The organism is Luteibacter sp. 22Crub2.1, assembly GCF_900167995.1.
GTDB classification, from domain to species: domain Bacteria; phylum Pseudomonadota; class Gammaproteobacteria; order Xanthomonadales; family Rhodanobacteraceae; genus Luteibacter; species Luteibacter mycovicinus.
Genome location: NZ_FUYT01000003.1, coordinates 189,054 through 211,925, shown reverse-complemented (window position 1 = coordinate 211,925; position 22,872 = coordinate 189,054). Strand labels below are relative to the sequence as shown.

22 protein-coding genes are annotated in these 22,872 nt (G+C 65.4%); 8 read left to right on the top strand and 14 right to left on the bottom strand.

The window, feature by feature from the left end:
* Positions 1–7 precede the first annotated feature (7 nt).
* From B5X73_RS04140 to B5X73_RS04125, 4 genes are read right to left on the bottom strand one after another with little or no spacing between them, the layout of a single operon-like run.
* Complete coding sequence (locus tag B5X73_RS04140) at positions 8–1,027, bottom strand: Csu type fimbrial protein (RefSeq protein ID WP_079520681.1); 1,020 nt, start codon at positions 1,025–1,027, stop codon at positions 8–10.
* A complete protein-coding gene (locus tag B5X73_RS04135) occupies positions 1,024–3,333 on the bottom strand; it encodes a fimbria/pilus outer membrane usher protein (RefSeq protein WP_079520680.1) in 2,310 nt (769 codons plus the stop codon). Before B5X73_RS04135 ends, B5X73_RS04140 begins: the two co-directional genes overlap by 4 nt.
* A gap of 1 nt (position 3,334) precedes the next feature.
* Positions 3,335–4,063 carry a fimbrial biogenesis chaperone gene (locus B5X73_RS04130; RefSeq protein WP_079520679.1) on the bottom strand — a complete coding sequence of 243 codons (729 nt, stop codon included), beginning with the start codon at positions 4,061–4,063 and terminating at the stop codon, positions 3,335–3,337.
* A 2-nt stretch (positions 4,064–4,065) separates the two neighbouring features.
* On the bottom strand, positions 4,066–4,572 hold the full coding sequence (locus B5X73_RS04125; RefSeq protein WP_079520678.1) for a Csu type fimbrial protein: 507 nt from the start codon (positions 4,570–4,572) through the stop codon (positions 4,066–4,068).
* Positions 4,573–4,871: 299 nt separating this feature from the next.
* On the opposite strand from B5X73_RS04125, the gene B5X73_RS04120 reads away from it, so the two are divergent.
* The 5 genes from B5X73_RS04120 to B5X73_RS04100 are packed head-to-tail and all read left to right on the top strand — an operon-like array spanning position 4,872 to position 8,934.
* Entirely contained in the window at positions 4,872–5,276 is a 405-nt protein-coding gene (locus B5X73_RS04120) for a hypothetical protein (protein ID WP_079520742.1), read from the top strand.
* On the top strand, positions 5,273–5,467 hold the full coding sequence (locus B5X73_RS04115; protein WP_036116425.1) for a helix-turn-helix transcriptional regulator: 195 nt from the start codon (positions 5,273–5,275) through the stop codon (positions 5,465–5,467). Before B5X73_RS04120 ends, B5X73_RS04115 begins: the two co-directional genes overlap by 4 nt.
* Positions 5,468–5,471: 4 nt before the next feature.
* Positions 5,472–7,031 (top strand): alpha/beta hydrolase, encoded by a 1,560-nt coding sequence (locus B5X73_RS04110; protein ID WP_079520677.1) that lies wholly within the window; start codon positions 5,472–5,474, stop codon positions 7,029–7,031.
* Positions 7,028–7,762 (top strand): ABC transporter ATP-binding protein, encoded by a 735-nt coding sequence (locus B5X73_RS04105; RefSeq protein ID WP_079520676.1) that lies wholly within the window; start codon positions 7,028–7,030, stop codon positions 7,760–7,762. Before B5X73_RS04110 ends, B5X73_RS04105 begins: the two co-directional genes overlap by 4 nt.
* Positions 7,759–8,934, top strand: coding sequence for an ABC transporter permease (locus B5X73_RS04100; protein ID WP_036116420.1), 1,176 nt, complete (start codon positions 7,759–7,761; stop codon positions 8,932–8,934). Before B5X73_RS04105 ends, B5X73_RS04100 begins: the two co-directional genes overlap by 4 nt.
* Positions 8,935–8,946: 12 nt before the next feature.
* Here the strand turns inward: B5X73_RS04100 and B5X73_RS04095 are convergent, their stop codons facing one another.
* Positions 8,947–11,058: a TonB-dependent receptor family protein gene (locus B5X73_RS04095; RefSeq protein ID WP_079520675.1), complete on the bottom strand. Its 2,112-nt coding sequence runs from the start codon at positions 11,056–11,058 to the stop codon at positions 8,947–8,949.
* Positions 11,059–11,230: 172 nt separating this feature from the next.
* On the opposite strand from B5X73_RS04095, the gene B5X73_RS04090 reads away from it, so the two are divergent.
* Entirely contained in the window at positions 11,231–12,079 is an 849-nt protein-coding gene (locus tag B5X73_RS04090) for a class I SAM-dependent methyltransferase (RefSeq protein WP_079520674.1), read from the top strand.
* Position 12,080: 1 nt separating this feature from the next.
* Positions 12,081–12,629 (top strand): rRNA large subunit pseudouridine synthase E, encoded by a 549-nt coding sequence (locus B5X73_RS04085; protein ID WP_079520673.1) that lies wholly within the window; start codon positions 12,081–12,083, stop codon positions 12,627–12,629.
* A 36-nt stretch (positions 12,630–12,665) separates the two neighbouring features.
* On the opposite strand, the gene B5X73_RS04080 is transcribed toward B5X73_RS04085, so the two are convergent.
* The 9 genes from B5X73_RS04080 to B5X73_RS04040 all read right to left on the bottom strand — a co-directional run bounded on the left by B5X73_RS04080 (position 12,666) and on the right by B5X73_RS04040 (position 21,860).
* Entirely contained in the window at positions 12,666–13,772 is a 1,107-nt protein-coding gene (locus B5X73_RS04080) for an ATP-binding protein (protein WP_079520672.1), read from the bottom strand.
* A gap of 71 nt (positions 13,773–13,843) precedes the next feature.
* Positions 13,844–14,995 carry a galactonate dehydratase gene (gene dgoD, locus B5X73_RS04075; RefSeq protein ID WP_036116413.1) on the bottom strand — a complete coding sequence of 384 codons (1,152 nt, stop codon included), beginning with the start codon at positions 14,993–14,995 and terminating at the stop codon, positions 13,844–13,846.
* 2 nt (positions 14,996–14,997) lie between these two features.
* The gene (locus B5X73_RS04070; RefSeq protein WP_079520671.1) at positions 14,998–15,609 is read right to left on the bottom strand and encodes a 2-dehydro-3-deoxy-6-phosphogalactonate aldolase; all 612 of its coding nucleotides are present in this window, start codon (positions 15,607–15,609) and stop codon (positions 14,998–15,000) included.
* A gap of 5 nt (positions 15,610–15,614) precedes the next feature.
* The gene (locus B5X73_RS04065) at positions 15,615–16,424 is read right to left on the bottom strand and encodes an SDR family oxidoreductase (RefSeq protein ID WP_254857218.1); all 810 of its coding nucleotides are present in this window, start codon (positions 16,422–16,424) and stop codon (positions 15,615–15,617) included.
* Positions 16,421–17,314, bottom strand: a complete 894-nt coding sequence (locus tag B5X73_RS04060) for an SMP-30/gluconolactonase/LRE family protein (RefSeq protein WP_079520669.1) — start codon at positions 17,312–17,314, stop codon at positions 16,421–16,423. Before B5X73_RS04060 ends, B5X73_RS04065 begins: the two co-directional genes overlap by 4 nt.
* Complete coding sequence (araH, locus tag B5X73_RS04055; protein WP_079520668.1) at positions 17,314–18,315, bottom strand: L-arabinose ABC transporter permease AraH; 1,002 nt, start codon at positions 18,313–18,315, stop codon at positions 17,314–17,316. The genes B5X73_RS04060 and araH overlap by 1 nt, the downstream gene beginning before the upstream one ends.
* Complete coding sequence (gene araG / locus B5X73_RS04050) at positions 18,312–19,844, bottom strand: L-arabinose ABC transporter ATP-binding protein AraG (RefSeq protein WP_079520741.1); 1,533 nt, start codon at positions 19,842–19,844, stop codon at positions 18,312–18,314. The genes araH and araG overlap by 4 nt, the downstream gene beginning before the upstream one ends.
* A gap of 2 nt (positions 19,845–19,846) precedes the next feature.
* On the bottom strand, positions 19,847–20,839 hold the full coding sequence (locus B5X73_RS04045; RefSeq protein WP_079520667.1) for an arabinose ABC transporter substrate-binding protein: 993 nt from the start codon (positions 20,837–20,839) through the stop codon (positions 19,847–19,849).
* A 16-nt stretch (positions 20,840–20,855) separates the two neighbouring features.
* Positions 20,856–21,860 carry a 2-dehydro-3-deoxygalactonokinase gene (locus tag B5X73_RS04040; protein WP_079520666.1) on the bottom strand — a complete coding sequence of 335 codons (1,005 nt, stop codon included), beginning with the start codon at positions 21,858–21,860 and terminating at the stop codon, positions 20,856–20,858.
* Positions 21,861–21,965: 105 nt separating this feature from the next.
* Here B5X73_RS04040 and B5X73_RS04035 point away from each other — a divergent pair, with 105 nt between their 5' ends.
* A complete protein-coding gene (locus B5X73_RS04035; protein WP_176167703.1) occupies positions 21,966–22,841 on the top strand; it encodes a LysR substrate-binding domain-containing protein in 876 nt (291 codons plus the stop codon).
* Positions 22,842–22,872 lie beyond the last annotated feature (31 nt).

Below are 22,872 nucleotides of genomic sequence, written 5' to 3'. Positions count from 1 at the left end.
CGCGATCTCAATACGTCACGGTCACCGTCACGATGTCGCTGTACGAACCTGCCGGTTGTGCGGGCTGTATGGGTACGCGACCGTAGACAGTGAGCGTCTGCTCGGACCCGGAACCGGTTCCCGCGGCGGTATCGGTGTTGAGCGTGTTGCCCCACCGCGTCGTCCGTCCTGGGTCGGTGAACAGCTGGTACGTAACGAAATGCGTCCCATCGGTCATGCGCCTCGTCGTTCCCGACGCATTCTTTCCGTTGTCCAGACCGATCTGGTACGCCGCCCGATGGGTGCAGGTCGCGCGTACCAGCGAGGTCTGGTCGGTATTGACACGAAGCAGGCCGGAAACGCTGCCGAAGTTGAGTTCGGTCGCCGTGCCGACGGTGCACTTGGCGGCCACGTTTGCGGTGGCGGTCAGTGCCGGACCGGCCACCGTCTGTGCCGCTACGGTTCCGCCGCTGGTGCATGACGCAGGGAAGGTACCGAGCGTCAGAAGAACTTCGTTGTAGCTCCAGGTGATCGACGTGCCTGTGAGCGACCCGGCAAGCGTGCCGCTGTAGTTGCCAGGCGAAAGGCCGCTCTGCAGCGCCGGTACCTGACCGTAGATCGTGAGGCTGCCGGTGATGGTCACGTTGTTGGACAGCAAGCCGAAGTTTCGGGTGAACGTTTGCGGCGTATACGTCGCATTGTTCACACGCCCCCAGATCGTGCTGTAACTCCCGTCCTTGTACGCCTGGTACTGCATGCGGTCGGTATTACCGGTGTTGAGCAGGGTTCGTGGAGCAAAATTTCCCAGGTCGTCCGGTGCGAGGCTGACGCATGCCGAGATGTAGCTGCCGTACAGGCCACCGAGCACGCCCGAGTAGCTGCAACTGTAGTTCACGGTCGCCTGCGTGTTGACGACGGTGCCGGTCGGATCCACCGTGCCGAAGGCCAGATTGGTAATGCTGGTGATGCTGCAGGTGGTTGTGGCCTCGACGCGTGGCGCGGCGGCCATTGCCGCGATGGTCAGGAGTATGAGGACGAACCACTTCATGGCGTTACCGTGCGGCAGATCAGCGGGCCGAGTTCCGGCAGGTCGCGCGCATGTGCCGGGTACGTCAGCGTCGTCTTGCAGTGTGTCCCTCCGGGCAGCGTCACATTCAGCGGCGTATCGCCCCCCTGCAGGTTGTCGAGGTACACCAGGCCGTCATAGCCGACCATGGCGGGAGCCGCATCACCCGTCGCGACGCTAGCGCCGACGGGCAGCGGCTGGCCGCCGGCATCGACGAGGATCGCCGACGCCGCACGTACGCGCTTCACGGGAAAACGCACCACGACGCCGGCGCGATCGGACGGTGCGACGATGGTCTCGACCCGCTGTACACGCTCATCCGCGGGCAGGTCGATCGGGTCGATCGCCAGCCGGTTGTCCTGGTATGCGTTCAGTCGTGACACGAGCAACAGTCCGCTGCTGTCGGTGACGCCGGTGCGCCGGTTTTCGAGGAGTACCGGAATGTCCGGGGTTCCTTCCGTCGTGACCAGCGCGAACGCGTCGTCGATGCGTCGCGCGGCGAAGGCATGCCCACCCATGAGCACGACCGCTCCGCTCGCGTCGGCATACGCATACGACGTGCTGCCGAAGTCGCTCGCACCGACCGTGAGTTGTCCACTGTTGCCGAGCCAGCCGACCTCGCCCAGTCCGCCGCCGGTATCGCCGGTCCGTCCCTGAACATGCCAGCCGAAACCGCCGTCGCCGTCGATCGGACGGCTCGCATCGACGATGCCGAAGGTCTGTTCGCGGTCGCGCTGCGCGGACGCGCTCCATGTCGTGCGCGCGTCGAGCGACATCGTCATGCCGAGAAAGAAGCTTCGGTCCGATGCCAGATCCAGGTTCTGGTTGTAACTGACGTTCACCGAGATCCCGCGACCGAAGTTACGCAGCGCGAACAGCCCCGCATAGCGCGTTGCCGGCTGTCCGCCATAGCGCAGGCGCACATAGTTGGCGCCGAAGCTCGACTCGCGCACGTTGAAGCCGATCAGCGCGCGGTCGCTGGCGCGGGGCGGGGGCGAGCCGTAGCCGCTGGCGATGTCGTTATAGCGCGAGTTGCTGCGCAGGGTGTCCACGGATGCGTTGATGTAGCGCCCGTTCCATGCGAAGCCACCGCCGTACTGGGCGCCGGCATCGCGCGATCGCGCGTACGACCCGTTCACGACGAAGGCCCCGACCGGGTTCCACACCATGCCCGCGCCTGCGGTGCCTCGTCCGTCGCCGCCCTCGGTATGCGCTTCGAGTGTGAGCCGGTCGGTGATGCCGCGCCGCCACGTCGCACTACCCACGGGCGCGTCACCATACGAGAAGGAGTCGATGCCGTATGCCTCGCGAACGGTGCCGAGTTCGACCGACCAGTCGTCGAGGCCGGCACGAAGCAGCTGACGCGCGGCATAAAACGGAAAGGTGACCGTACTGCTGCGACCGAGCGCGTCGGTGAGCACGACCTGGGCCTGACCCGCCTGATCCACACCGGGCACGGCCGTGAGCTGGAAAGGGCCGGCGGGGACCTTGCCCGAATACTGGCGGAAGCCGTCGATATAGAGCTCAACGGACGAGGGTGCGGCGGCCTGGCCGAAGAACTGCGGCAGCGGCGTGGTGACGCGGTAAGGCTGCAGCGCGAAGTCAGTGCCATAGGCGATGCCTCCGATGCGCGTGGCGCGTGACCACGAAAGATACCCGGTGAAGGTGTCGCCGACAGCCAACGTCTGTGCGCGGTCGGGGAACGACAGTCGCCATTGCGTGTCGAGTCGCACCGTATCGCCTTGCCAGCCATCGGCGGGGGTCTGATAGCGACGCGTCAGCGACGTGTTGCTCAGTACGCCAAGTCCGTCACTGAAAGCACGCAGTTCCGCCAGGCCGCTGACATTGCTGAGACCACCGCCGTGAGCCGCGTAGATGTCGTAGTTGATCAGTATGCCCGTGCCGCTCGATGCCCGGGTACCGGTGTGCTCCGGGGCGTTGAGGATCTGTGTCGGCAAATTGAGCTGACCGGTCGGCACGTCGATGTTCACGCGTTGCTGTGCGACGTCGTAGGTGTAGCGCACGCCGGGAAGGTCGGGCAGGCAGCGCTCGTCTTCGCCCGGCGACAGAACGAAGCCGAGGCCCCGAAGATCCGGCGCCAGTGCGCACAGCGCTTCACCGTGACGGGTGAAGTGCACCAGCTTTTCGGTTCGCGTGCCGTTGAGCACCACTTCGAGATAGAGGTCCTCGCCCGCGACGCGCACGCGCGGCGTGACCGTCGCCGGTGGCGGTGCGGGCTCGGTTCCTCGCTCCACGGCATGCGCGGCAGCGGCGTCGAAGGCGAGCATGCTAGCGGCCGTCCGCGTCCACCACCAGGGTCGATTCGGCCGGCTCACCGTTGATCCTTGCGCGCACGGCACCACCCGCGTGCCGTGCGTTGTCCGGCAGTTGCCAGCTCATCGTCGCGCCGGGGAGCGCGTACCCGACCAGCCCCGGCAGGAGTGTCGTTCGTTGGCCGTTGGCGCCCTGCCATGTCACGTCGGCGATCTGCGCGTGGCCATTTCCCGTGTTGGTCACGCGCAGTCGGGGACCTTCCGCCGTGTTCTCCCAGGTGGCCTGCAGCGTCGCCTTCATCGAGGGATCGCCCGTGGGCGCGACGAAGACCGGCACCGAATAGCGCAGGACGAACTTCAGCCCGGGCGTGTCGCCCGCATCCACCGGCAATTCGTCGACGAGCACCCGGTACGCGGTCTCCGTCCCATCGGTGGGCGGCGCCACCCGACGGATGACGCGCACCAGCTGTCGGTCGCCCGGTGCGATCGTCACCATCGGCGGGCTCACCACGAGATCGCGCGATGGCTCGAGCACATCCTTGCCATCCACCTGCGTCCAGCGAAAGACGCGTACCTGGGCATGGACCGGATCGGCGCCCGTATTGGTCAGCCACATGGCTTCGGCCGACGCCGAGGCGACCAGCCGCAGGCCGATAGGTGAGACCTGCAGGCCGCTCGCGTGCGAGGCGAGGGCCGCGGCGGCCAGCGCGACGGCCAGCGCCCAGCGGAGCGGCCACGGGCACACCGTCAGTACGTGATCGTGGCGGTGATGACGTCGGCGTAGCTGCCCGCCGGGAAATTGGTGTTAGGCACACGGCCGTAGACGGGGACGGCCTGCACGGTGCCGCTGCCGGTGGCCGCATACACGTTACCGCCGGTGCCGGTGGTGCTCCCCCAGACGTCGGCGGCGGTGCGCGTCGCGGCGCGATAGAGCTGGTACGGCACCTGTGCGGTGCCGCTGCTCATCTTGCGCGTGTTGGCATCGGTACCGTTCTGCCCGTTGTCGAGCGCGATGGTGTACGGCGCGCTGGGCGTGCAGTTCACGTTGAGCGCGCCCTGGTTCTCGACGTTCGTGGCGGTCGACGGCGCGGTGCCGAAGTTGACGTCCGTCGGTGCCGTCGTGCTGATGTCGCAGGCGGCGGTGATGGTGATACGGACGTTGAAGGTCGTGGTCGCGGTGGCGGCCTGGGCGGAGGTAGCGGCGACGGAGGCGGCGAGCAGGGAGGCGGTGGCGGCGATCGAGCGGAAGGACATGATGCTCTCCTGTGAGGTTCGATGCGTCGTATTGCCGGCGCGTCGCTGAGCTGTGTCTCCGTCGGAAGCAAGGATCGGGGAAGGTAGGACGTCACGGGAGTGGATGACGTCGCGCCGTGCCGGAACGACTTAGCGATGCCGAATGTGCTCACCATTATGTCAAGGCTGCTTGACATGGCGCTCCGGAGGGATCACGATGCATGTCAAGGGTGCTTTACATCTTTTTGCTGCCGAACGATTCGTGATGGCGTTGCACGTCACGTTTCGACCTGACACGACCGGGGAGACGGGGAATGGCCATGCGTGCCGTGCACAAGCGTTATCTGCGTGAGTTCTTTCCGGCAATGTTCGCCTACGTGCTGCTGATCCTCCTGTCGGTCAGCTGGCTGAAAACGCTCGAAGGCACCGTGGCGCGCACCGTCGTGACCTTGCTGCCCACCATCCCCGTCGCCTTCGTCATCCGGGCCATGGTCCGGGTGATCCGCGACCAGGACGAGTTCGAGCGCCGGATCGATCTTGAAGCCCTCGCGGTCGCGGGCGGCATCGGCAGCTTCGGCTTCTTTACCTTCGGCATGTTGCTCAACGCCAAAGTGCTGGCCGCGCCGCCCGCCGAGGCCGTCGCCATCTGGGTCATGCCGGTGATGATGTTCGTCTTCGGCATGGCCAAGTGTGCGTTCAGGCTGTACTACCACCGCGCACGATGAATAACCGCGTCCGAGAACTCCGTACCGCGCTGGGCTGGTCGCAGGCCGACCTCGGCGACCGCCTCGACGTGTCGCGTCAGACCGTGAACGCCGTCGAGACGGGCAAATACGACCCGAGCCTGCCGCTGGCGTTCAAGATCGCCCGCCTGTTCGACCTGTCCATCGAATCCATCTTCGTTCCCGAGGAATGACGGCATGAAACGACCGCCACGCATCGCCATCATCGTTGCGATCCTTGCCGCCGTGCTCTCCGGCCGACACTTCGTCAAGCCGTCCGCGTCCGAGGACGGGGCTCACGCGGCGACGCCGGCGGCGACCCGTCCCGCGCCGCCGCGCGTCTGGCATCTGGGCTCGGTCGAGCTCACGCCGTGCGAACTGGCGCAACCGCATTCGGGCCTCTCGACCGCCGCCTGGTGCGCGCCCTATCAGGTTCCCGAGGACCGCTCGCGGCCTCAGGGGCGCAAGATCACGTTGCGCCTGGCCGTCGTTCGCAGCAGCGCCCAGGTGCCCGCCGACGACATGCTCGCCTTCATCGCGGGTGGCCCGGGCCAGTCGGCCGCCGAGAGCTACCCGGCGATCGCACCGGCCATGGCGCCGCTGCTCGCGCATCGCAACCTGCTCCTGCTCGACCAGCGCGGTACCGGCGGCTCGCATCCGCTGAGCTGTCGCGACGACGAACCGGGTGTGCCCGCCAGTGACGACGAACCTCACGGCTTCGACGCAGCCGCGGTGCGCAAGGAAACCCAGCACTGCCTCGACCAGCTGTCGCAGGACGCGGACGTACGTTTCTACACGACGACCGACGCCGTCGCCGATCTCGAGGACGTCAGGCACGCGCTGGGGGCGCCGAAGTTCGACCTGATCGGCGTGTCGTATGGCACGCGTGTGGCCCAGCAGTACGCCATGCGGCACCCCGACGGTCTGCGCACCCTGGTCCTCGATGGCGTGGCGCCTAACGCGCTGGTGCTCGGCGAAGACTTCGCGGTGAATCTCGACGCGGCGCTGAAAGCGCAGTTCGCCCGCTGCGAAGCGGACGACGCCTGCCGTGCCCGTTTCAGCGACCCTTATCAGACGCTGTTCCAGCTGCGCGATGCGCTGCGCGCCAACCCGCATACCGTGAGCTTCCGCGACCCGCAGAACTACGCGTCGGTAAAGCGCGTACTCAGCGAGCACGCCCTGGCTACGGTGGTTCGTATGTTCGCCTACTCGCCGGAGACGGCGGCGTTGCTGCCGCTGTCCATCGACGCCGCCGCGCGCGGCGATGTCGGTCCGCTGCTCGGTCAGGCCAAGCTGCTCACCGGCGATCTCGGCGACACCATGGACGGCGGTATGCAGTATTCCGTGATCTGCAGCGAGGACGGCGACCTGCTGACGTCACGTCCGCAGGACAAGGACACGATTCTCGGTGAAACGATGATTGAGGCATTCCGTGCGGCGTGTTCGGTGTGGCCGCATGGGCATCGCCCGGCCGACTTTCACGAACCGCTCAGGAGCGACGTTCCCACGCTGCTGATGTCGGGCGAGTTCGATCCCGTGACGCCGCCGCGCTACGGTGACGAGGTGCTCAAGGGACTTCCCAACGGTCGCCACGTCGTGCTGAAAGGGCAGGGCCATAACGTGATCGCGCGCGGTTGCATGCCACGCGTGCTCGACCACTTCGTCGACGACGCCAGCGCGAAGACGCTCGACGTCGGTTGCCTCGATCGGTTGCAGCCGCTGCCGGTCTTTGTCGGATTCAACGGAGCGACGCCATGATCGAGGTGAAGAACCTGCGGAAGTCGTTCGGCGACGTGCATGCCGTCAACGGTGTGAGCTTCACCGCGCGCGACGGCGAGATCACGGGCCTGCTCGGTCCGAACGGGGCAGGCAAGACGACCACACTGCGCATGCTGTACACCCTGATGAAACCCGACGCCGGCGAGGTGCTGGTCGACGGCGTGAATGCCTACGATGACGCGCTGGCGGTGCGTCGCCGGCTCGGTGTGCTCCCGGATGCCCGGGGTCTTTACAAGCGACTGACCGCTTCGGAGAACATCGATTACTTTGGCCGTCTGCAAGGCATGGCGCCGGAGCTTCTGGCACGCCGCCGCGAAGCGCTGATCGATGCGCTGGAGATGCGTGACATCGCCCATCGTCGCACCGAAGGTTTTTCGCAGGGCCAGCGCGTGAAGACCGCCATCGCCCGGGCACTGGTTCACGATCCCCGTAACGTACTGCTCGACGAGCCCACCAATGGCCTCGACGTCATGGCGACCCGCGCCATGCGGCGTTTCATGCGGCAGTTGCGCGATGAGGGCCGCTGCGTGCTTTTTTCCAGCCACATCATGCAGGAGGTGGCCGCGCTGTGCGATCGCATCGTGGTGATCGCGCACGGTCGCGTGGTCGCCGACGAAACACCGGCCGCGCTGCTGGAGCAGACGGGCGAGACCAGCCTTGAGGAGGCCTTCGTGAAAATCATCGGTACCGACGAGGGGCTTGCCGCATGAGCGCCTTCTCCGCCGTTTACTGGAAGGAAGTTCGCGAGAACCTCCGCGATCGCCGGACGCTGGTCAGTGCGCTGATCACCGGCCCGCTGCTGGGGCCGGTGATCTTCATCATGCTGATGAACGTCATGGTGAACCGGGAACTGGCCAAAGCGGACCGCAACATCGAAGTGCCGGTGATCGGCGCCGAGCTGGCACCCAACCTCATGGCGGCACTGAAAGGTGCGGGCATCAACGCCGATCCCGGCATGAGCGATCCGGAGAACGCCGTCCGTGAACAGCGTGCCGATGTCGTCATCCGTATCGGGCCGGATTACGCCAGGGCATGGAACAAAGGCCAGAGCGTCCAGGTCGAGCTGATCTACGACTCCTCGCGACGCGATGCATCGACGCCCGTGATGCGTGTGCGCAGCGTGGTCGAGAGCTACGGACGTCGTGAGGGCGCGATGCGTCTGATCGCGCGCGGGCTTTCACCGACCACGGCGTGGCCGGTGCAGGTCGCGGAGCGCGACCAGGCGACTTCGCAGTCGCGTTCGGCGCTGATGTTTTCGTTCCTGCCTTACTTCTTCACGCTCACGGTGTTTCTCGGTGGCATGTACCTCGCCATCGACCTGACGGCCGGCGAGCGTGAGCGGCAGTCGCTGGAACCGTTGTTCGTGAACCCCGTCGCGCGCTGGAAGATCCTCGCCGGCAAGCTCGCCGCGATCAGCACGTTCTCGCTGGTCAGCCTGTTCCTGACGATCGCCGCGTTCATGACCGCGCCCTTCTTCATTCCGACGGAGAAGCTGGGCATCGCGCTCGATCTGGGGCCTCGCTTCGGTGCGCAGGTGGCGCTGATCATGCTGCCGCTGATCGTGCTGATGGCCGCGCTGCAGTCGCTGGTGTCGGCGATGGCCAAAAGCTACCGCGAAGCGCAGACGTACCTGTCGATCCTGATGATGATCCCGATTCTGCCCAGCGTGCTTTTGTCGGTGATTCCGGTGCGCGCGGAACCGTGGATGTATGCGGTGCCTTTGCTGGGGCAGAACCTGGGGATCGTGCAGTTGCTGCGTGGCGACGGCATGCCGGCGTGGCAGATCGGTACCTGCCTTGCCGGTGGGTTTGCCGCGGCGCTCGTGGCCGTGTGGGCCGCGGCGATGTTGTACCGGTCGGAGCGGCTGGCGATTTCGGGCTGACTCGCTCCTGCCTTACCGCCAGCGCAAGTCCACGCCCACCAGGAACGTCCGTCCCGGCGCCGGCTCGTAATACCGCCCGTTGCCGTCATTGACGATCACCGAGCCGACCACATGCCGGTCGGCGAGGTTGTCCACCCGCGCAAACGTGTTGATCCGCCACGGGCCGTCATCGACGATGTACCCGCCGGACAGACCGAACAGCGCGTATCCCGCGGCCGACTCGGTCCCCAGGTCGTTCACCGAGGTCGAGACCATGGCATTCATATCCAGCCCGACCTGCCAGCCACGCTCGGCACCGTACTTAAGCGCGGCATAACCGTTCGAGCGTGGCACGCCGGGAATGCGCGTCCCCGCGGCCACCGGCGTATCCGGCGTGGAGCAACCGGTCGACACGCAGGTGAGAAACGGCGTACGGAAGGTCGCCTGAAGGCGCGTGTACGACGCGACGAAGTCGAGGTTCGGGGCGAGCTCGGTGCGGAAGGATGCTTCCAGCCCCTGACGGCGCGAACGCGCGATGTTCTGGTAGGTCGTGCGACCCCCCAGGTTGGTCGCCACGGCCAGCTCGTCGTCGCTGTCCGCACGGAACACGGCGAGGCCGGCTTCGGTGTGGTCGGACGGCTGAAGCTTGATGCCGACTTCGCCGTTGTGCGAGCGCGAGGGCTTCAGGTCGAAGGCGAGACCCGCACCGCCATCGGCGCGATAACCGAGCTCGGAGAAGGTCGGCGTCTCGAAGCCGCGACCCCAGTTCGCGTACACATGTGCCCACGGCGCCGCACGCCACATCACACCGAAAGCCGGCGTGGTCGCGCTGTACTTCGTCGTGCCGCTGTCATCCGGGTTCCCCGCGGCGATGTATCGATCCGTCGAGCGGAAGCGCACCTCGCTGTGGCGCAGGCCGCCCATCAGACTCCAGTCCTCGGCGACACGCCACGTGGCCTGTGCGTACTGGTCGAAGTCGAACACGCGGTCGATCTCGTCGCGACGTTTCGCGCCCTGTACGCCGAGGGAATTGCCGATGTAGTTGTTGTAACCCTGGCGATGCTGTTCCTGGTTGTCGTAGCTGATGCCACCGGCGACCTCGAAGGGCCGGCCGGCCAGCGTGTCGCTCCAGGTCCACCGCGCGTCGCCGCCGCCGTATTCGTTATCCAGGTCGACGACGCCGCCGGAGTTGCCTGGCTGAGCCGCCTGCGTCGCCTTGGGAATCGACAGGTACTGGGTGACGCTGCGCTGGCCGTAATAGCCCATGACGCGCAGGCTGTTCGCGCTGTCGATGCGCTGGTCCCAGATCAGACCGGCCTGCTGCTGATCGGTCGACTTGCGCGTGTTGTACGTCTCCGCGACCGAGGCGACCTGCTGCGGGTCGGCTTTCACCTGGGCCCGGGTCAGACCGAGCGGATCCTGCGCATCCGGCACGTCGACGGTGTTCACGACCAGCGTCAGCTTGCTGTCGTCGTCGATCTTCCAGCCGATCTTCGCGTTGCCGGACTCGCGGCGCGCGGCGCTGTGATCGCGATAGCCGCTGGTGCGGAAATGGCTGAAGTCGATGTTGTAGTCCACCGGGCCTTCGGTGCCGCGCGCGTTGACCGAGCTGCGGAAGTTGCCGTTGCTGCCGCCGGCCACACCGAAGCGCAGCTCCGGGGTCTCGGTACCGTCGGCGGTGAAGATCTGCACGACGCCGCCCGACGCATTGCCGTAGAGGGCCGAGAACGGCCCGCGCAAGACTTCGATCCGGTCGGAGGAATCGAGGTTGAAGTGCGACACCTGGCCCTGGCCGTCCGGCATGGTCGCCGGAATGCCGTCGGTGTACAGGCGAATGCCGCGGATGCCGAAGGTGGAACGCGCGCCGAAGCCGCGAATCGACACCTGGGCGTCCTGCGCGTAGTTCTGGCGGTCACGGGCGATAATGCCGGGAATGGATTGCACGCGCTCCGAGAGATTCACGTCCAGCGAGCCATCGGGAGGCGTCGTCACCACGTCGATCGCCGCCGGAATATCGTAGGGAGACTGGGCGGTACGGGTGGCCGTGACCACGACCGGTGCCAGCGTGGCTTCCTGTGCGGCGGCGTTGCCGGCCAGCGCGAGGAGTACGCCAGCGGCGAGCGGGCGAAGGGGGAAAGAGCGCATGTGTGAGGATCCCTGCGGAACAAATGCTGCAATGCAGAAGGCGCCCAGTGTAACGGCACGGATGTTTTCGCGCTTTCACCGGTCCGCCGCAGACGAACGGAAAGGCAGGTGGCAGGGCCGGATCGCCGTGCTAGCCTTCCCGGCCACATTCCCACAAACACCCGGTGTCGCCATGAAGAAGCTCGCATTCGCCTGCGCTGGACTGCTCGGTCTGGCCCTCTCGCACACCGCGCTGGCCGCCGACGTCGACCAGCCTGCCCAGACCACGCCGCCGGCCAGCGCCGGTCAGCTCAGCTCGGCCCAGCTCGACAAGGCGATCGCCGGCAGCTGGCGTTCGCCGGAGAACAAGGCGCGCGACGTCTACCGTCATCCGAAGCAGATGCTGACGTTCTTCGGTATCCGTCCGGACATGACCGTGATCGAAATCTGGCCGTCGGGTGGCTGGTTCACCGAGATCCTGGCGCCGTACCTGCACGACAGCGGCCACTACATCGGCGCGATCGAGACCGGCTCCAAGGGCGTGGCCTCGATGCAGAAGAAGTTCTCGTTCGCCCCGGCACAGTACGGCACGGCAAAGATCGTTGAGTTCAACCACAAGGCCCCCGTGCTGGGCGCACCGGGATCGGCCGACATGGTGCTGACCTTCCGCAATGTGCATAACTGGGCCGCCGATGGCAGCGCCGAGGCGATGTTCAAGTCGTTCTTCACGGTACTTAAGCCCGGCGGCGTGCTCGGCGTGGAAGACCATCGCGCCGACGCGGGCAAGAAGCTCGACGACGTGGTCAACTCCGGCTACCTGCCGACCGACTACGTGATCAAGCTCGCCACCGACGCCGGCTTCAAGCTGGACGCGCAGAGCGAGATCAACGCCAATCCGAAGGATGACCACAACCATCCCAAGGGCGTCTGGACGCTGCCGCCGACCTACGACATGGGCGAGACGGACAAGGCGAAGTGGGCGGCGATCGGCGAGTCCGATCGCATGACGCTGCGCTTCGTGAAGCCCGCTTCCGCGAAGTAAGGTGCTGGTCGCGCTCAACAAACCCTATGGGGTGCTCTGTCAGTTCACCGACGAAGCCGGCCGGCGCACGCTGGCCGACTTCGTGCCGCAGAAGGGAGTCTACGCAGCGGGGCGACTGGACCACGACAGCGAAGGCTTGCTGCTTTTGACCGATGACGGTAAGTTGCAGCATCGCCTGGCCGACCCGAAGCACAAGCAGCCGAAGACGTATGTCGTGCAGGTCGAGGGTGTGCTCTCCGAGGAAGCCCTCGAGCGCCTGCGTCGCGGTGTGATGCTTAACGACGGGCCGACGCTACCGGCGGGGGCCGAGGCGATCGACGAGCCGGAGTGGCTGTGGCCGCGCGATCCGCCGGTGCGTTTTCGCAAGACCGTGCCGGACGGATGGTTGCGGATCGTGCTGCGCGAAGGGCGTAATCGTCAGGTGCGGCGGATGACGGCGGCGGTAGGCCTCCCCACCTTGCGGCTTATCCGCGAAGCGATCGGTGACTATCGCCTGGACGGGCTAGGCCTGGGCGAGGTCCGGGTCATCGAGCCGCGTTCTTCCAGGTAGGAGCGCGCCCCGCGCGCGACATCTTCGGCCTTACGTTCACGTGCCTGCGCGGAGGTGTAGCAGCACGGCACGGTCTTCGATTTCATAGTCACCTTGCCTGCCCGTGGGTGCGACGAGTTCCATTCTGGTCAGTCGCTTGAGCGCAGCCTGGATCTTCGCAGTCGTCAGGCTCGCGTCGATGTCAGGCCAGCGGCTCAGCCAGGCGACGGATTCGGTGCTGTATACCGATGGGTGACCGGGTTGCGCCAGCATGTTCATCAAGGCGAGTTCGAGTGGTCGCAATTCTTCGAGCAGCGCGCCCGCACCCGTCTCCGTGTGCGACTGCATCCACTTCGCCATCGCGGCATCGATATTGCCGTTGCCCGCGATCAACAGGTGCAGGATCACTTCGTTGAGGAACTCGGGCGTCCGGCCGAGGCGTTCGAACGCGTTTCTGAGCGATGCCTCGTCGATCCGGGCACGGGTACGTTCCGCGAGAAAAACCATTCGGTCTTCGATGAAGTCGTCGCCAAGGTCGGGCAGCTGTACGGGCATCGCAGACGCGAACAGTGGCGCTCTTTGCTGGCGGAACATATGGTTCAAACCCTCGCGGGAGGATCCCGTGTAAAACACCAGTAGTCGCCCTTGCAGTTTCTGGATGACCGTCCGTAGTGCCGCGACGAAGTCTTCGCGCTTTGCTCCGGCCAGCGCCTGGACCTCGTCGAGCACGAGGAGGGTGACGTCTTTCTCCGCGAGCGCGGACAGGGCGAAGTCGAGCCTGTTCTCCAGAACGGCATCGGGCGTGAAACTCACGGGCTCGAGTGTCGATTCGACTTCGGCGGCGCCGGCGCTCGCCTTGGCGCGAAGCTGCCTGAAACGTAGACGTCGCTTCCAGCCGCTGCGTCTTGCCTCGAGGAAAGCCTCCAAGCCCTCGACGAGCGCAAGTTCCGGCTCGCCTCTTCGCCTCCAGAGATCGATATACAGCGTCTTCCAGCCGAGCTCATGAGCAGCCGGGATGAGCTCGTGCCGGACGAAGGAAGTCTTACCCTGCCGTCGAGGGGCAAACAGCGTCACCCCTTGCTTCAGTCCGCTGGTCAGGATCTGAAGGACGTCCTCAACGAGTCCTTTCCGGGGGAAGTACGGCAGTTCGAACGACAGGCCCATACCAGTTATCCATAATTATTCAAACTTGAATAATTATGGATAATCTCAGAAACGTCAATTCGCGCAATGGCTTACCATTCGGCGACCGACCCATCCTTATGCCGCCACAGCGGATTCCGCCACTCCGCGGCCTCGCGGCTGCGTTCGATGATCCGCTCCTCGTCCACGTCGATACCCAGACCCGGACCGGTGAACGGCTGCGCGTAACCGCCGTCGTCCAGCTTCAGCGCATCCTTGTTGCGGACGTAGTCGAGCACCTCGCCACCCTTGTTGTAGTGGATGCCCATGCTCTGTTCCTGCAGCGTGGCGTTCCAGCTGACGAAGTCCACGTGCAGGCACGCGGCCAGGGCGATCGGGCCCAGCGGGCAGTGCGGGGCGAGCGCCACGTCATAGGCCTCGGCCATGGCGGCGATCTTCACGCACTCGGTGATCCCGCCCGCGTGCGACAGATCGGGCTGCAGGATTGAAATGCCGCCGCGCTCGAGCACATGCTTGAACTCGTAGCGCGAGTACATGCGCTCACCCGCCGCTAGCGGAATGGACGTCTGTTCGGCGATGCGCGGGTAGTACTCGGCAAGTTCGGCCAGCACCGGCTCTTCGATGAAGAGGGGGCGGAACGGCTCCAGTTCCTTCACCAGCACCTTGGCCATCGGCGCGGAGACGCGACCGTGGAAATCGAGACCGAACTCGATAGTGTTACCGAAGGCCTCGCGAATCTCGGCGACACGGGCGACCGCGGCATCCACCGCCTTGCTCGAGTCGATGATCGCCATTTCTTCGCAACCGTTCATCTTGAACGTGTCGAATCCATGGGTCAGGCGTTCACGAATCTGCGCGATGACGTCCGCCGGACGATCGCCGCCGACCCAGCAATAGGTCTTCATGCGATCGCGCACGCGCCCACCGAGCAGTTCGTAGACCGGGGCATCGAGCACCTTGCCCTTGATGTCCCAGAGCGCCTGGTCGATGCCGGCGATGGCGCTCATGAAGACGGCGCCGCCGCGGTAGAAGCCGCCGCGATACATCGCCTGCCAGATGTCGTTGATGCGCGCGGGATCCTGTCCGATGACGAATTCGGACAGCTCCTGCACGGCGGCCTCGACGGTGCGCGCGCGGCCTTCCACCACGGGCTCGCCCCAGCCGACGACGCCTTCGTCGGTCTCCATCTTGAGGAACATCCAGCGAGGCGGAACGCGATAGGTGGTGATCTTGGTGACTTTCATGCTCAGACCGAACGATAGGCTTTGACGAAGGCGGCCGCCTGGTCGCGCGTGCGGGAGACGGGCTGTCCTGGTTTATACAGGTCGCCGCCCAGACCCGCGCCGATGCAACCGGCGTCAAGGAACTGTCCGAGATTATCGGGTGTGACCCCACCCACCGCCAGCAGCGGCACATCGGGTGGCAGCACGGCACGAATCGCCTTGATGTACGACGGTCCGAGGTTGGTCGCCGGGAACAGCTTCAGCGACTGCGCTCCGGCGGCGAGGGCTGCGAACGCCTCGCTCGGCGTCATGAAACCGATCGCCGTGTAGAGGTTGCGTTCGCGCGCCTTGCGGATGGTCGCCGGATCCGTGTTGGGCGTGACCATCAGATGGCCGCCCAGATCGGCCACTTCGGATGCCAGCTCGGGCGACAGCACGGTCCCCGCGCCCACCAGGGCACGCTTGCCGGCCGCCTGGACGGCCAGCGGGATGCTGCGTCGCCAGTCCGGGGAATTGAGCGGAATCTCGATCGCATCGAAACCGGCTTCGATCAGCGCCTCGACATGGTCGACGACCTCGTCGGGAGTGATGCCGCGCAGGATCGCGATAAGGGGAAGAGCGGTAGGCCAGGCCATGACGATTACTCGTGGTAAAGCTGCGAACGACCGCCGTCGATGCGGATGTCGGCGGCATTGATGTAGCGGGCCTCATCGGAAGCGAGGAACAGCGCCGTATAGGCGATCTCCAGCGGTTCGCCGATGCGCTTATTGGGCAGGATATCGGTCTGCTTGCGGCGCTCGGCCACCGGATCGGCGGCGGCGGCAAAGCCGGCTTCCGCGATCGCGGTGAGGACCAGGCCGGGCGAGATCGAGTTGACCCTGATGTTGTGCGGCGCGTACTCGATACCGAGTGCCTTGGTCAGGCCGATGAGGCCATGCTTGGCGACGGGGTAGGGGAAGCAGTGCGGAATGATCTTGTGCCCATGCACCGAGGCGATGTTGACGATGCTGCCGCGACCAAGCGACAGCATGCCCGGCAGAACGGCCCTGGCACAGTTCCACGCGCCTTTCAGGTCCACCTCGAAGCAGCGGGCCCACTCGTCATCGGTGAGCGACAGCGGCTCGTTGAAGACGTTGATACCCGCGTTGTTGATCAGTACGTCGGGCGCGCCGAAGCGCTCCGTCGCGGCGGCCACCATGCGCGTGATGGCCTCCCCGTCGGTGATATCGGCCTGAAACAGCATGGCGTCGTCGGTGTTCAGCGATGCCAGCGTCTCACGTGCCTGCGCGTTGTCCTCGAGCACATTGAGCACGACCTTCGCCCCATGCGCCGCGAACAACCTCGCCGTCGCCGCACCGATGCCCTGCGTCGCACCTGTCACGATGGCGACCTTCCCAGACAGGCGGGGAAGCGGCGTCGTGCGCGGGTCCGCGGTCATGACAGCGCTCACGTGATGACCTTGTGCCCGTAGCGGGCTTCGGGAAGACCGCGACCGCGCGGGGGCGTGCCGATGAAGATCGCACCGTTGAGCGGCTCGTCCTTCAGTACGGCCTCGTCGAGACCCTTGTACGCGGACGTGATCACCATCCGGTCCAGCTCGGCACCGGCGAAGCTCACGCAGCTGGGCTGGCGTGCGGGCAGGTCGATGGTGGCATCCACTCGACCGTCGGGTGCGTAGCGCACCACGCGGGACGCCGCCCACTGCGCATTCCACAGATAGCCTTCCGCATCGATGGTCGAGCCGTCCGGCTCGTGACCGGCGCCGAGCTCGGCGAACCCACGGATACGGTCGACCTCACCCGTGCTGTCGTCATAGTCGCAGGCCATGATCCGTGCCGTCGGCGAATCGGTGAAATACATCGTTTCGCCGTCGGGGCTGAAACAGATGCTGTTGGTGATGGCGGCCTTGGGCAGCGACAGGCGGCTGAGCCCGCCCGCCGGCGTGTAACGCCAGAACGAGGCGATCTGCTCGGGGCCGCGCTCGTTGAGCGTGCCGAAGATGAAGTTGCCACCCCGGTCGCAGCGACCGTCGTTGGCGCGGGTGCCAGCGATATCCGCCTCGATGTCCTCGAGTACGTGCAGCTTGCCGTCGCGCGTATCGAAGCGGGCCAGCTGCTTCTCCAGTGCCAGCAGCAGTACGCCCGGCTCATGGGTCAGGGCGAAGCAACAGACGCGGGCGGGGAGCACGTGCTCGCGCACCACGCCCGTCGCAGGGTCGTAGTCGTAGATCGTTGACGCGGAGATGTCGGTCCAGCGGACCAGTCCCATCAGGTCGTCCCAGATCACGCCCTCGCCATGGGCCTGACGCTGCGGGGACAAGGGTTTGAACGAATCGGTCATCAGCGGGTTTGCCTGCGGTTCTTGAGCTGGTCCACGAGGACGGCGATCAGGAGGATCGTGCCGCGGACCAGATACTGGTAGAAGGCGTCGATGTTCATCAGACTCATCGCATTCTGCACAGTTCCCATGATGAGAACGCCAACGAGCACGCCGCTGATGCTTGCCCGGCCGCCCATGAGCGACACGCCGCCCAGCACGCAGGCCGAGATCACGTTGAGCTCGAAGCCCTCACCCGCATTGGGCTGACCGCTGGTCATGCGCGAAGCGAGGATGATGCCGGCCAGTGCGGCGACCAGGCCCTGAATCAGGAAGATCAGGATCCGCACGCGGTCCACCGGCACACCGGCAAGACGCGCGGCATCGGGATTGCCACCGATGGCCAGCGTATTGCGGCCGTAGATCGTCTTGTTGAGCAGTACACCGAAGAGGACGAAGCAGCCCAGCGTGACCCACACCGGCACCGGCAGACCGAACAGCTCCGCGCTGCCCAGGGTGAAGAACGCCTCGCTGGTGACGCCGACCGCCTGGCCCGAAGACGAGATGAAGGCCAGACCGCGGACGATCTCCATCGTCGCCAGCGTCGTGATCAGCGCGTTGATCTTCAGCTTGGCGATGACCGCGCCGTTGATGAAGCCGATGAACGCACCGGCCAGCAGGCTCGCGCCGATACCCAGCGTGACGCTGCCGGTGGCGTTGGAGACGATGGCGCAGAACACGCCGGCGAAAGCCACGGTGGAACCGACCGAAAGATCGAAGTCCCGCGAGGCCAGGCAGAACATCATGGTGCAGGCGACCATGCCGATCTGTGAGACGGACAAGGCCAGGCCGACGATGTTGTCCCACGAGAAGAAGTACTGCACGGTGACGCTCAGCACCCCGAACAGCACGATGAAGATACCGATCAGGCTGTAGTCGTCGATGGCCTGCCAGAGCAGGGCGCGGCGGCGGTCGTCGCGTGTCTCGCGCGTCGCGCCGATGGCGGCGGCGTTGGGTTCGGTCATGGTGAAACGGTCCTCGTCGGAATGGCGCTGGCGCCTTCATTGAGCGCGGCGGCGAGGACGTTCTCCTCATTCGCCTGGGCGCGGTCGAACTGTGCGGTGATGCGGCCGCGGCACATGGTGACGACGCGGTCGGAGACGCCGAGCACTTCGGGAAGTTCGCTCGAGATCATCACCACGGCGACGCCACGGTCGGCCAGTTCGTAAAGCACGTTGTAGATTTCGTTCTTGGCGCCGACGTCGATACCGCGGGTGGGTTCGTCGACGATGAGTACGCGGAGGTCTTTCTCGGCCAGCCAGCGCGACAGCACGGCTTTCTGCTGATTGCCGCCCGAGAGCAGACGAATCTCCTGCCGACGATGCGGCGTACGGATGCGCAGGCGATCGATGAAGGTGTCGGCGGTGCGCGCCTCATTGCGGTCGTTGACGAACAGGCCCGCCGTGAGATGGTTGCGTCGCGCGCTGATGTTGATGTTTTCCGACACCGAGCGCACGCCGATGATGCCGTCTTCCTTGCGGTCCTCGGGGCAGAACACCAGGCCGTGACGAATGGCGTCGCGCACGTGCGATGGCTTCACCGCACGCCCGTCCACCGCGACTTCCCCGGCGGTGCGGCGATCCGCACCGTAAATCACGCGCATCACCTCACTGCGACCCGCGCCGACCAGACCGAAGAAACCGACGATCTCGCCGGCCTTCACCTCGAAGCTCACGGGCAGCTGCACGGCACGGCCGGTGACGGCCTTGACGTCGAGACGCACCTTGCCGTGCGCACGGGGGCGATAACCGAAGATATCGCTGATCTCGCGACCCACCATGCGCTGCACGAGCTGGTCGCGGGTGACGCCTTCGAGCGTGTCGAAGTCGGCGACCTTGCGGCCGTCGCGGAAGATCGTGGCGGCATCGCAAAGCTCGAAAATCTCATCGAGGCGATGCGAGATGTAGATCATGGCCTTGCCCTGCGCACGCAGGTCGTTGACCAGGCGGAACAGCACCTCGGTCTCGCGGTGCGACAGCGAGCTGGTGGGCTCGTCGAGGGCGAGGATCTTCGCATCGCGAAGGATCGCCTTGACGATCTCGACCATCTGCCGCTGACCGATCGACAGCTGTTTCAGCTTCGCACGCGGGTCGAGGTCGACACCGAGTGCGTCGAGGCGCTCACGCGTCCAGGCCAGCGCCTTGCGCCGGTCGACCAGCCCGAAACGCGTGGGCAGCCGACCGAGCAGCAGGTTCTCCATGACCGAGAGCTCCGGGACGTACTGGAGTTCCTGGTGGATCACGGCGACACCGGCGTCGATAGCGTCGGCGGCCTTGCGGAAATGCATGACCTGACCGTCGATCGCTACCTCACCCTCGTCGGGAATGTACTCGCCGCCGAGAATTTTCATCATCGTCGACTTGCCGGCACCGTTCTCGCCGAGTAGTCCGTGAACGGTGCCGGCACGCACGGCGAAACCCACGTCGCCGAGCGCGCGCACGCCCGGGAACGTTTTCCCGATGTGGCGAAATTCCAGGCGTGGCGTGTCGCTCATCATCAGAGACCCATTTCCTTGCGAACTTCCGTCACGTTGGCGCGCGTGACCAGCTTGCCGGTGGTCAGCGTGAGCGGCGGCGGGGCCTTGTCGTTCTTGATCCATTCGTACATGTTCACCGAGGTCTCATAGCCATGACGCTTCGGGCTGATCAGTACACTGCCGAAGAAGCCGGTCGGCTGGGCCTTGGCGAACTCGTTGAGTGCCGACTTGCTGCCGCCGATACCCACGCCGATCATGTTGTCGGCACGGAAGTTACGACCTTCGGCGGCACGTACGGCACCGAGAACGGCTTCGTCGTTCAGGCCGAACGCGACCCAGTGCTTGAACTTCGGGTTCTGCGTGATGGCGATGTTGGCGGCGTTGAACGCGTTCTCCGTATCGGTCTTGGCTTGCGGCGCGTTGATCACGTTGGCCTTCGGGAAACCCGCGGCGATGAGCGCGGCGATCGCGCCGTCCGTACGGTCCTTGGCGGTCGGCAGCTGGTCGTACGAAATACGCAGCGCGCCGGTCTCTTCCGGCTTCCAGCCACGCTTCTTCATCTCGTCGGAGATCGCCTGACCGACCTGCTCACCGATCTTGGTCGCCGAGATGCCCATGTGCGGCACGGATTCGATCGGCTTGCCCGAACCGTCGACGAGGCGATCGTCGACGGTCATCAGCTTGAGCTTGTCGATCCTGGCCTTGGCGACGATCGACGGCCCGAGCTTGACGTCCGGCGTACAGATGACGAAGCCCTGCGCATGCTGGGACTTCAGGTTGTCGATGGCGGTGAGCACCTGCCCGCCATCGGGCGCGGCGATCTTGACCAGGGTGAAGCCTTTTTCCTTGGCGGCCTGTTCGGCGTACTTCCACTCGTCCTGGAACCAGGGCTCCTCGGGCTGTTTCACCACGAAACCGATCTTGACCGGCTCGTCGGCGGCGAATGCCGGTGCCGAGCCGATAGCGAGTGCGACAGCCAGGACACGTAGGCCCAGTGCGATTTTCGTTTTCATGCGTTCCCTCCTCGGATTACTCATGGTCGACCAGCCCACGGCGACGGGCCACGGCGATCGCGCCGGCTCCCGCTAGGTCGCGTTGGTCGTCGTCGCCCAGCACCGTCACGGTGCCGGAGAAAAAGTCGTCGCCTTCGACCAGTCGCGCGATCGCTTCGCGCAGGATCGGCTTGCCACTGACGACAAAGCGCGTACCCGGACTCATCCGGATCGCGCTGGAATTCTTGAGGGTGAGCAGGTCGGAACCCAGCACCGCGCCCAGCAGGAAGTTGGCGCGCGCGTTGGCGTCGTACACCGCGAACTGATCGAGGATACGCACGCTGAAGCACGCACGGCCCAGGCCGATCTTGTTCGCCGAAGCGGCACCCGCCAGCAGCATTTCGGGATCGATGCGTTTGGCGAAGCCTTCCTTCAGCGAGCCGGCCAGAATCGTGTCGTGCGAGATCACGTGCAGCAGCTCACCGGCCAGCGTCGTGACGCAGCCGTCGATGCGCCCGTTCTTGTCGATACTGACGAACTTCGAGTGCGAGCCCGGCAGCACGATGACCGTGGGTTCGTCGAGGCCCAGACGTTCGACCAGCGCGAAGGATTCGGTCTCCTCGCCGCGCATCATGTCCATCGCCTCGCAGTTGTGCAGGCCGATGTGGTCGACGGCGTTACGCACACCCGGCACGAACCAGATCGGCGCGTGCCATACGTTTTCGAGCAGCGACTCGCGCATGGCCTTTGCCAGGTCGTCGATGCTCGCCGGTGCCGGTACGTGCGGAATCTCGCAGAGCCCGACATTGGAGGTGATCATGCCTGAGGCGAGTACGCGGCCGATGTCGCCGGCTTCGAGCTTCGCGTTGGCGAGAGCTTCGGCGATGGTCTCGCGGACGCCTTCCTCCAGCTTGCGCGTATTGCCGGTAATGGCGGTGTCGCGTACGCCGACCTGCCGGGCACCGTGTCCAACGACCTTGCCGTCCTGCCAGACGGTGACTCGCGTGTTGGTCGTGCCTGTGTCGATGGTGAGGATGTTCATCGAGTGTCCGTGGGAAGAGCGCCACGGATTCTTGGCGTTCGCGAACGAGGCAGGCAAACTAGAATTTGTCGGGGTCTTCCCCAAAAAAAATTTGATGACTTCGCAATGAAGCGCTCCCTACCCCTCAATGCCGTGCGCGTCTTCGAACTTGCAGCGCAGCATTTGAGCTTCACCAAGGCCGGTGAAGAACTCTCTCTGACGGCGGCCGCGGTGAGCGCCCAGGTCAAATTGCTGGAGTCGTATCTCGGTACGCCGTTATTTGTGCGGAGCAACAATCGGCTGTCGCTGACGGCGGCCGGTGAGAATTATTTTCCCCGCGTTCGTGACGCGTTTCGTGCGCTGCAACATGCCACGGACCAGGTGATGGGGGAGCGTCCGGCCTCGTTGAGGGTCTCGGTGCCGCCCACGTTCGGTACGAAATGGCTGGTGCCGAGGTTGTTCCGATTTTTCGGAAGGCATCCCGGGATCGCTGTCGAGGTCGTGACGGAGGGTGCCGAGGAGGGTGGCTGGGACCTCGCGATCGACGATCGGCTGGGCGAGGGTCTCGAGCAGGTCATCCTGGCGAGCAGCGGCTACACGCCGGTGTGTTCGCCCGCTGTGGCGGCTCGTGTCGGGGAGCCTGCCTCGCTGCTCGACCAGATGCTGTTGCATGAGCGGTCCAATCGCCGCTCGGCGGCCGCGGCGAGCTGGGATCAGTGGTTCGAGCGCGCGGGGATCGAGCCCGGAGCCATCGCGCGCGACATGGGCTTTGGTGACGGCACGATGATGCTGCAGGCGGCGATCGAGGGGCAGGGCGTGGCGCTGGCGCAGGAACTGCTGGTCGCATATGACCTCGCCGCCGGGCGACTGGTCGAGCCGTTCCGGATCGAGCTGCCATTGCAGCACACGTATTACCTGGCGGTGTCGCGCGATGCGGCGTCGCGCGAGGAGACGATGGTCTTTCGCGACTGGTTGTTCTCCGAAGTGTCGGTCGGGACATGAGCGGTATCCACGCCGTGACGTGGTACCGCCA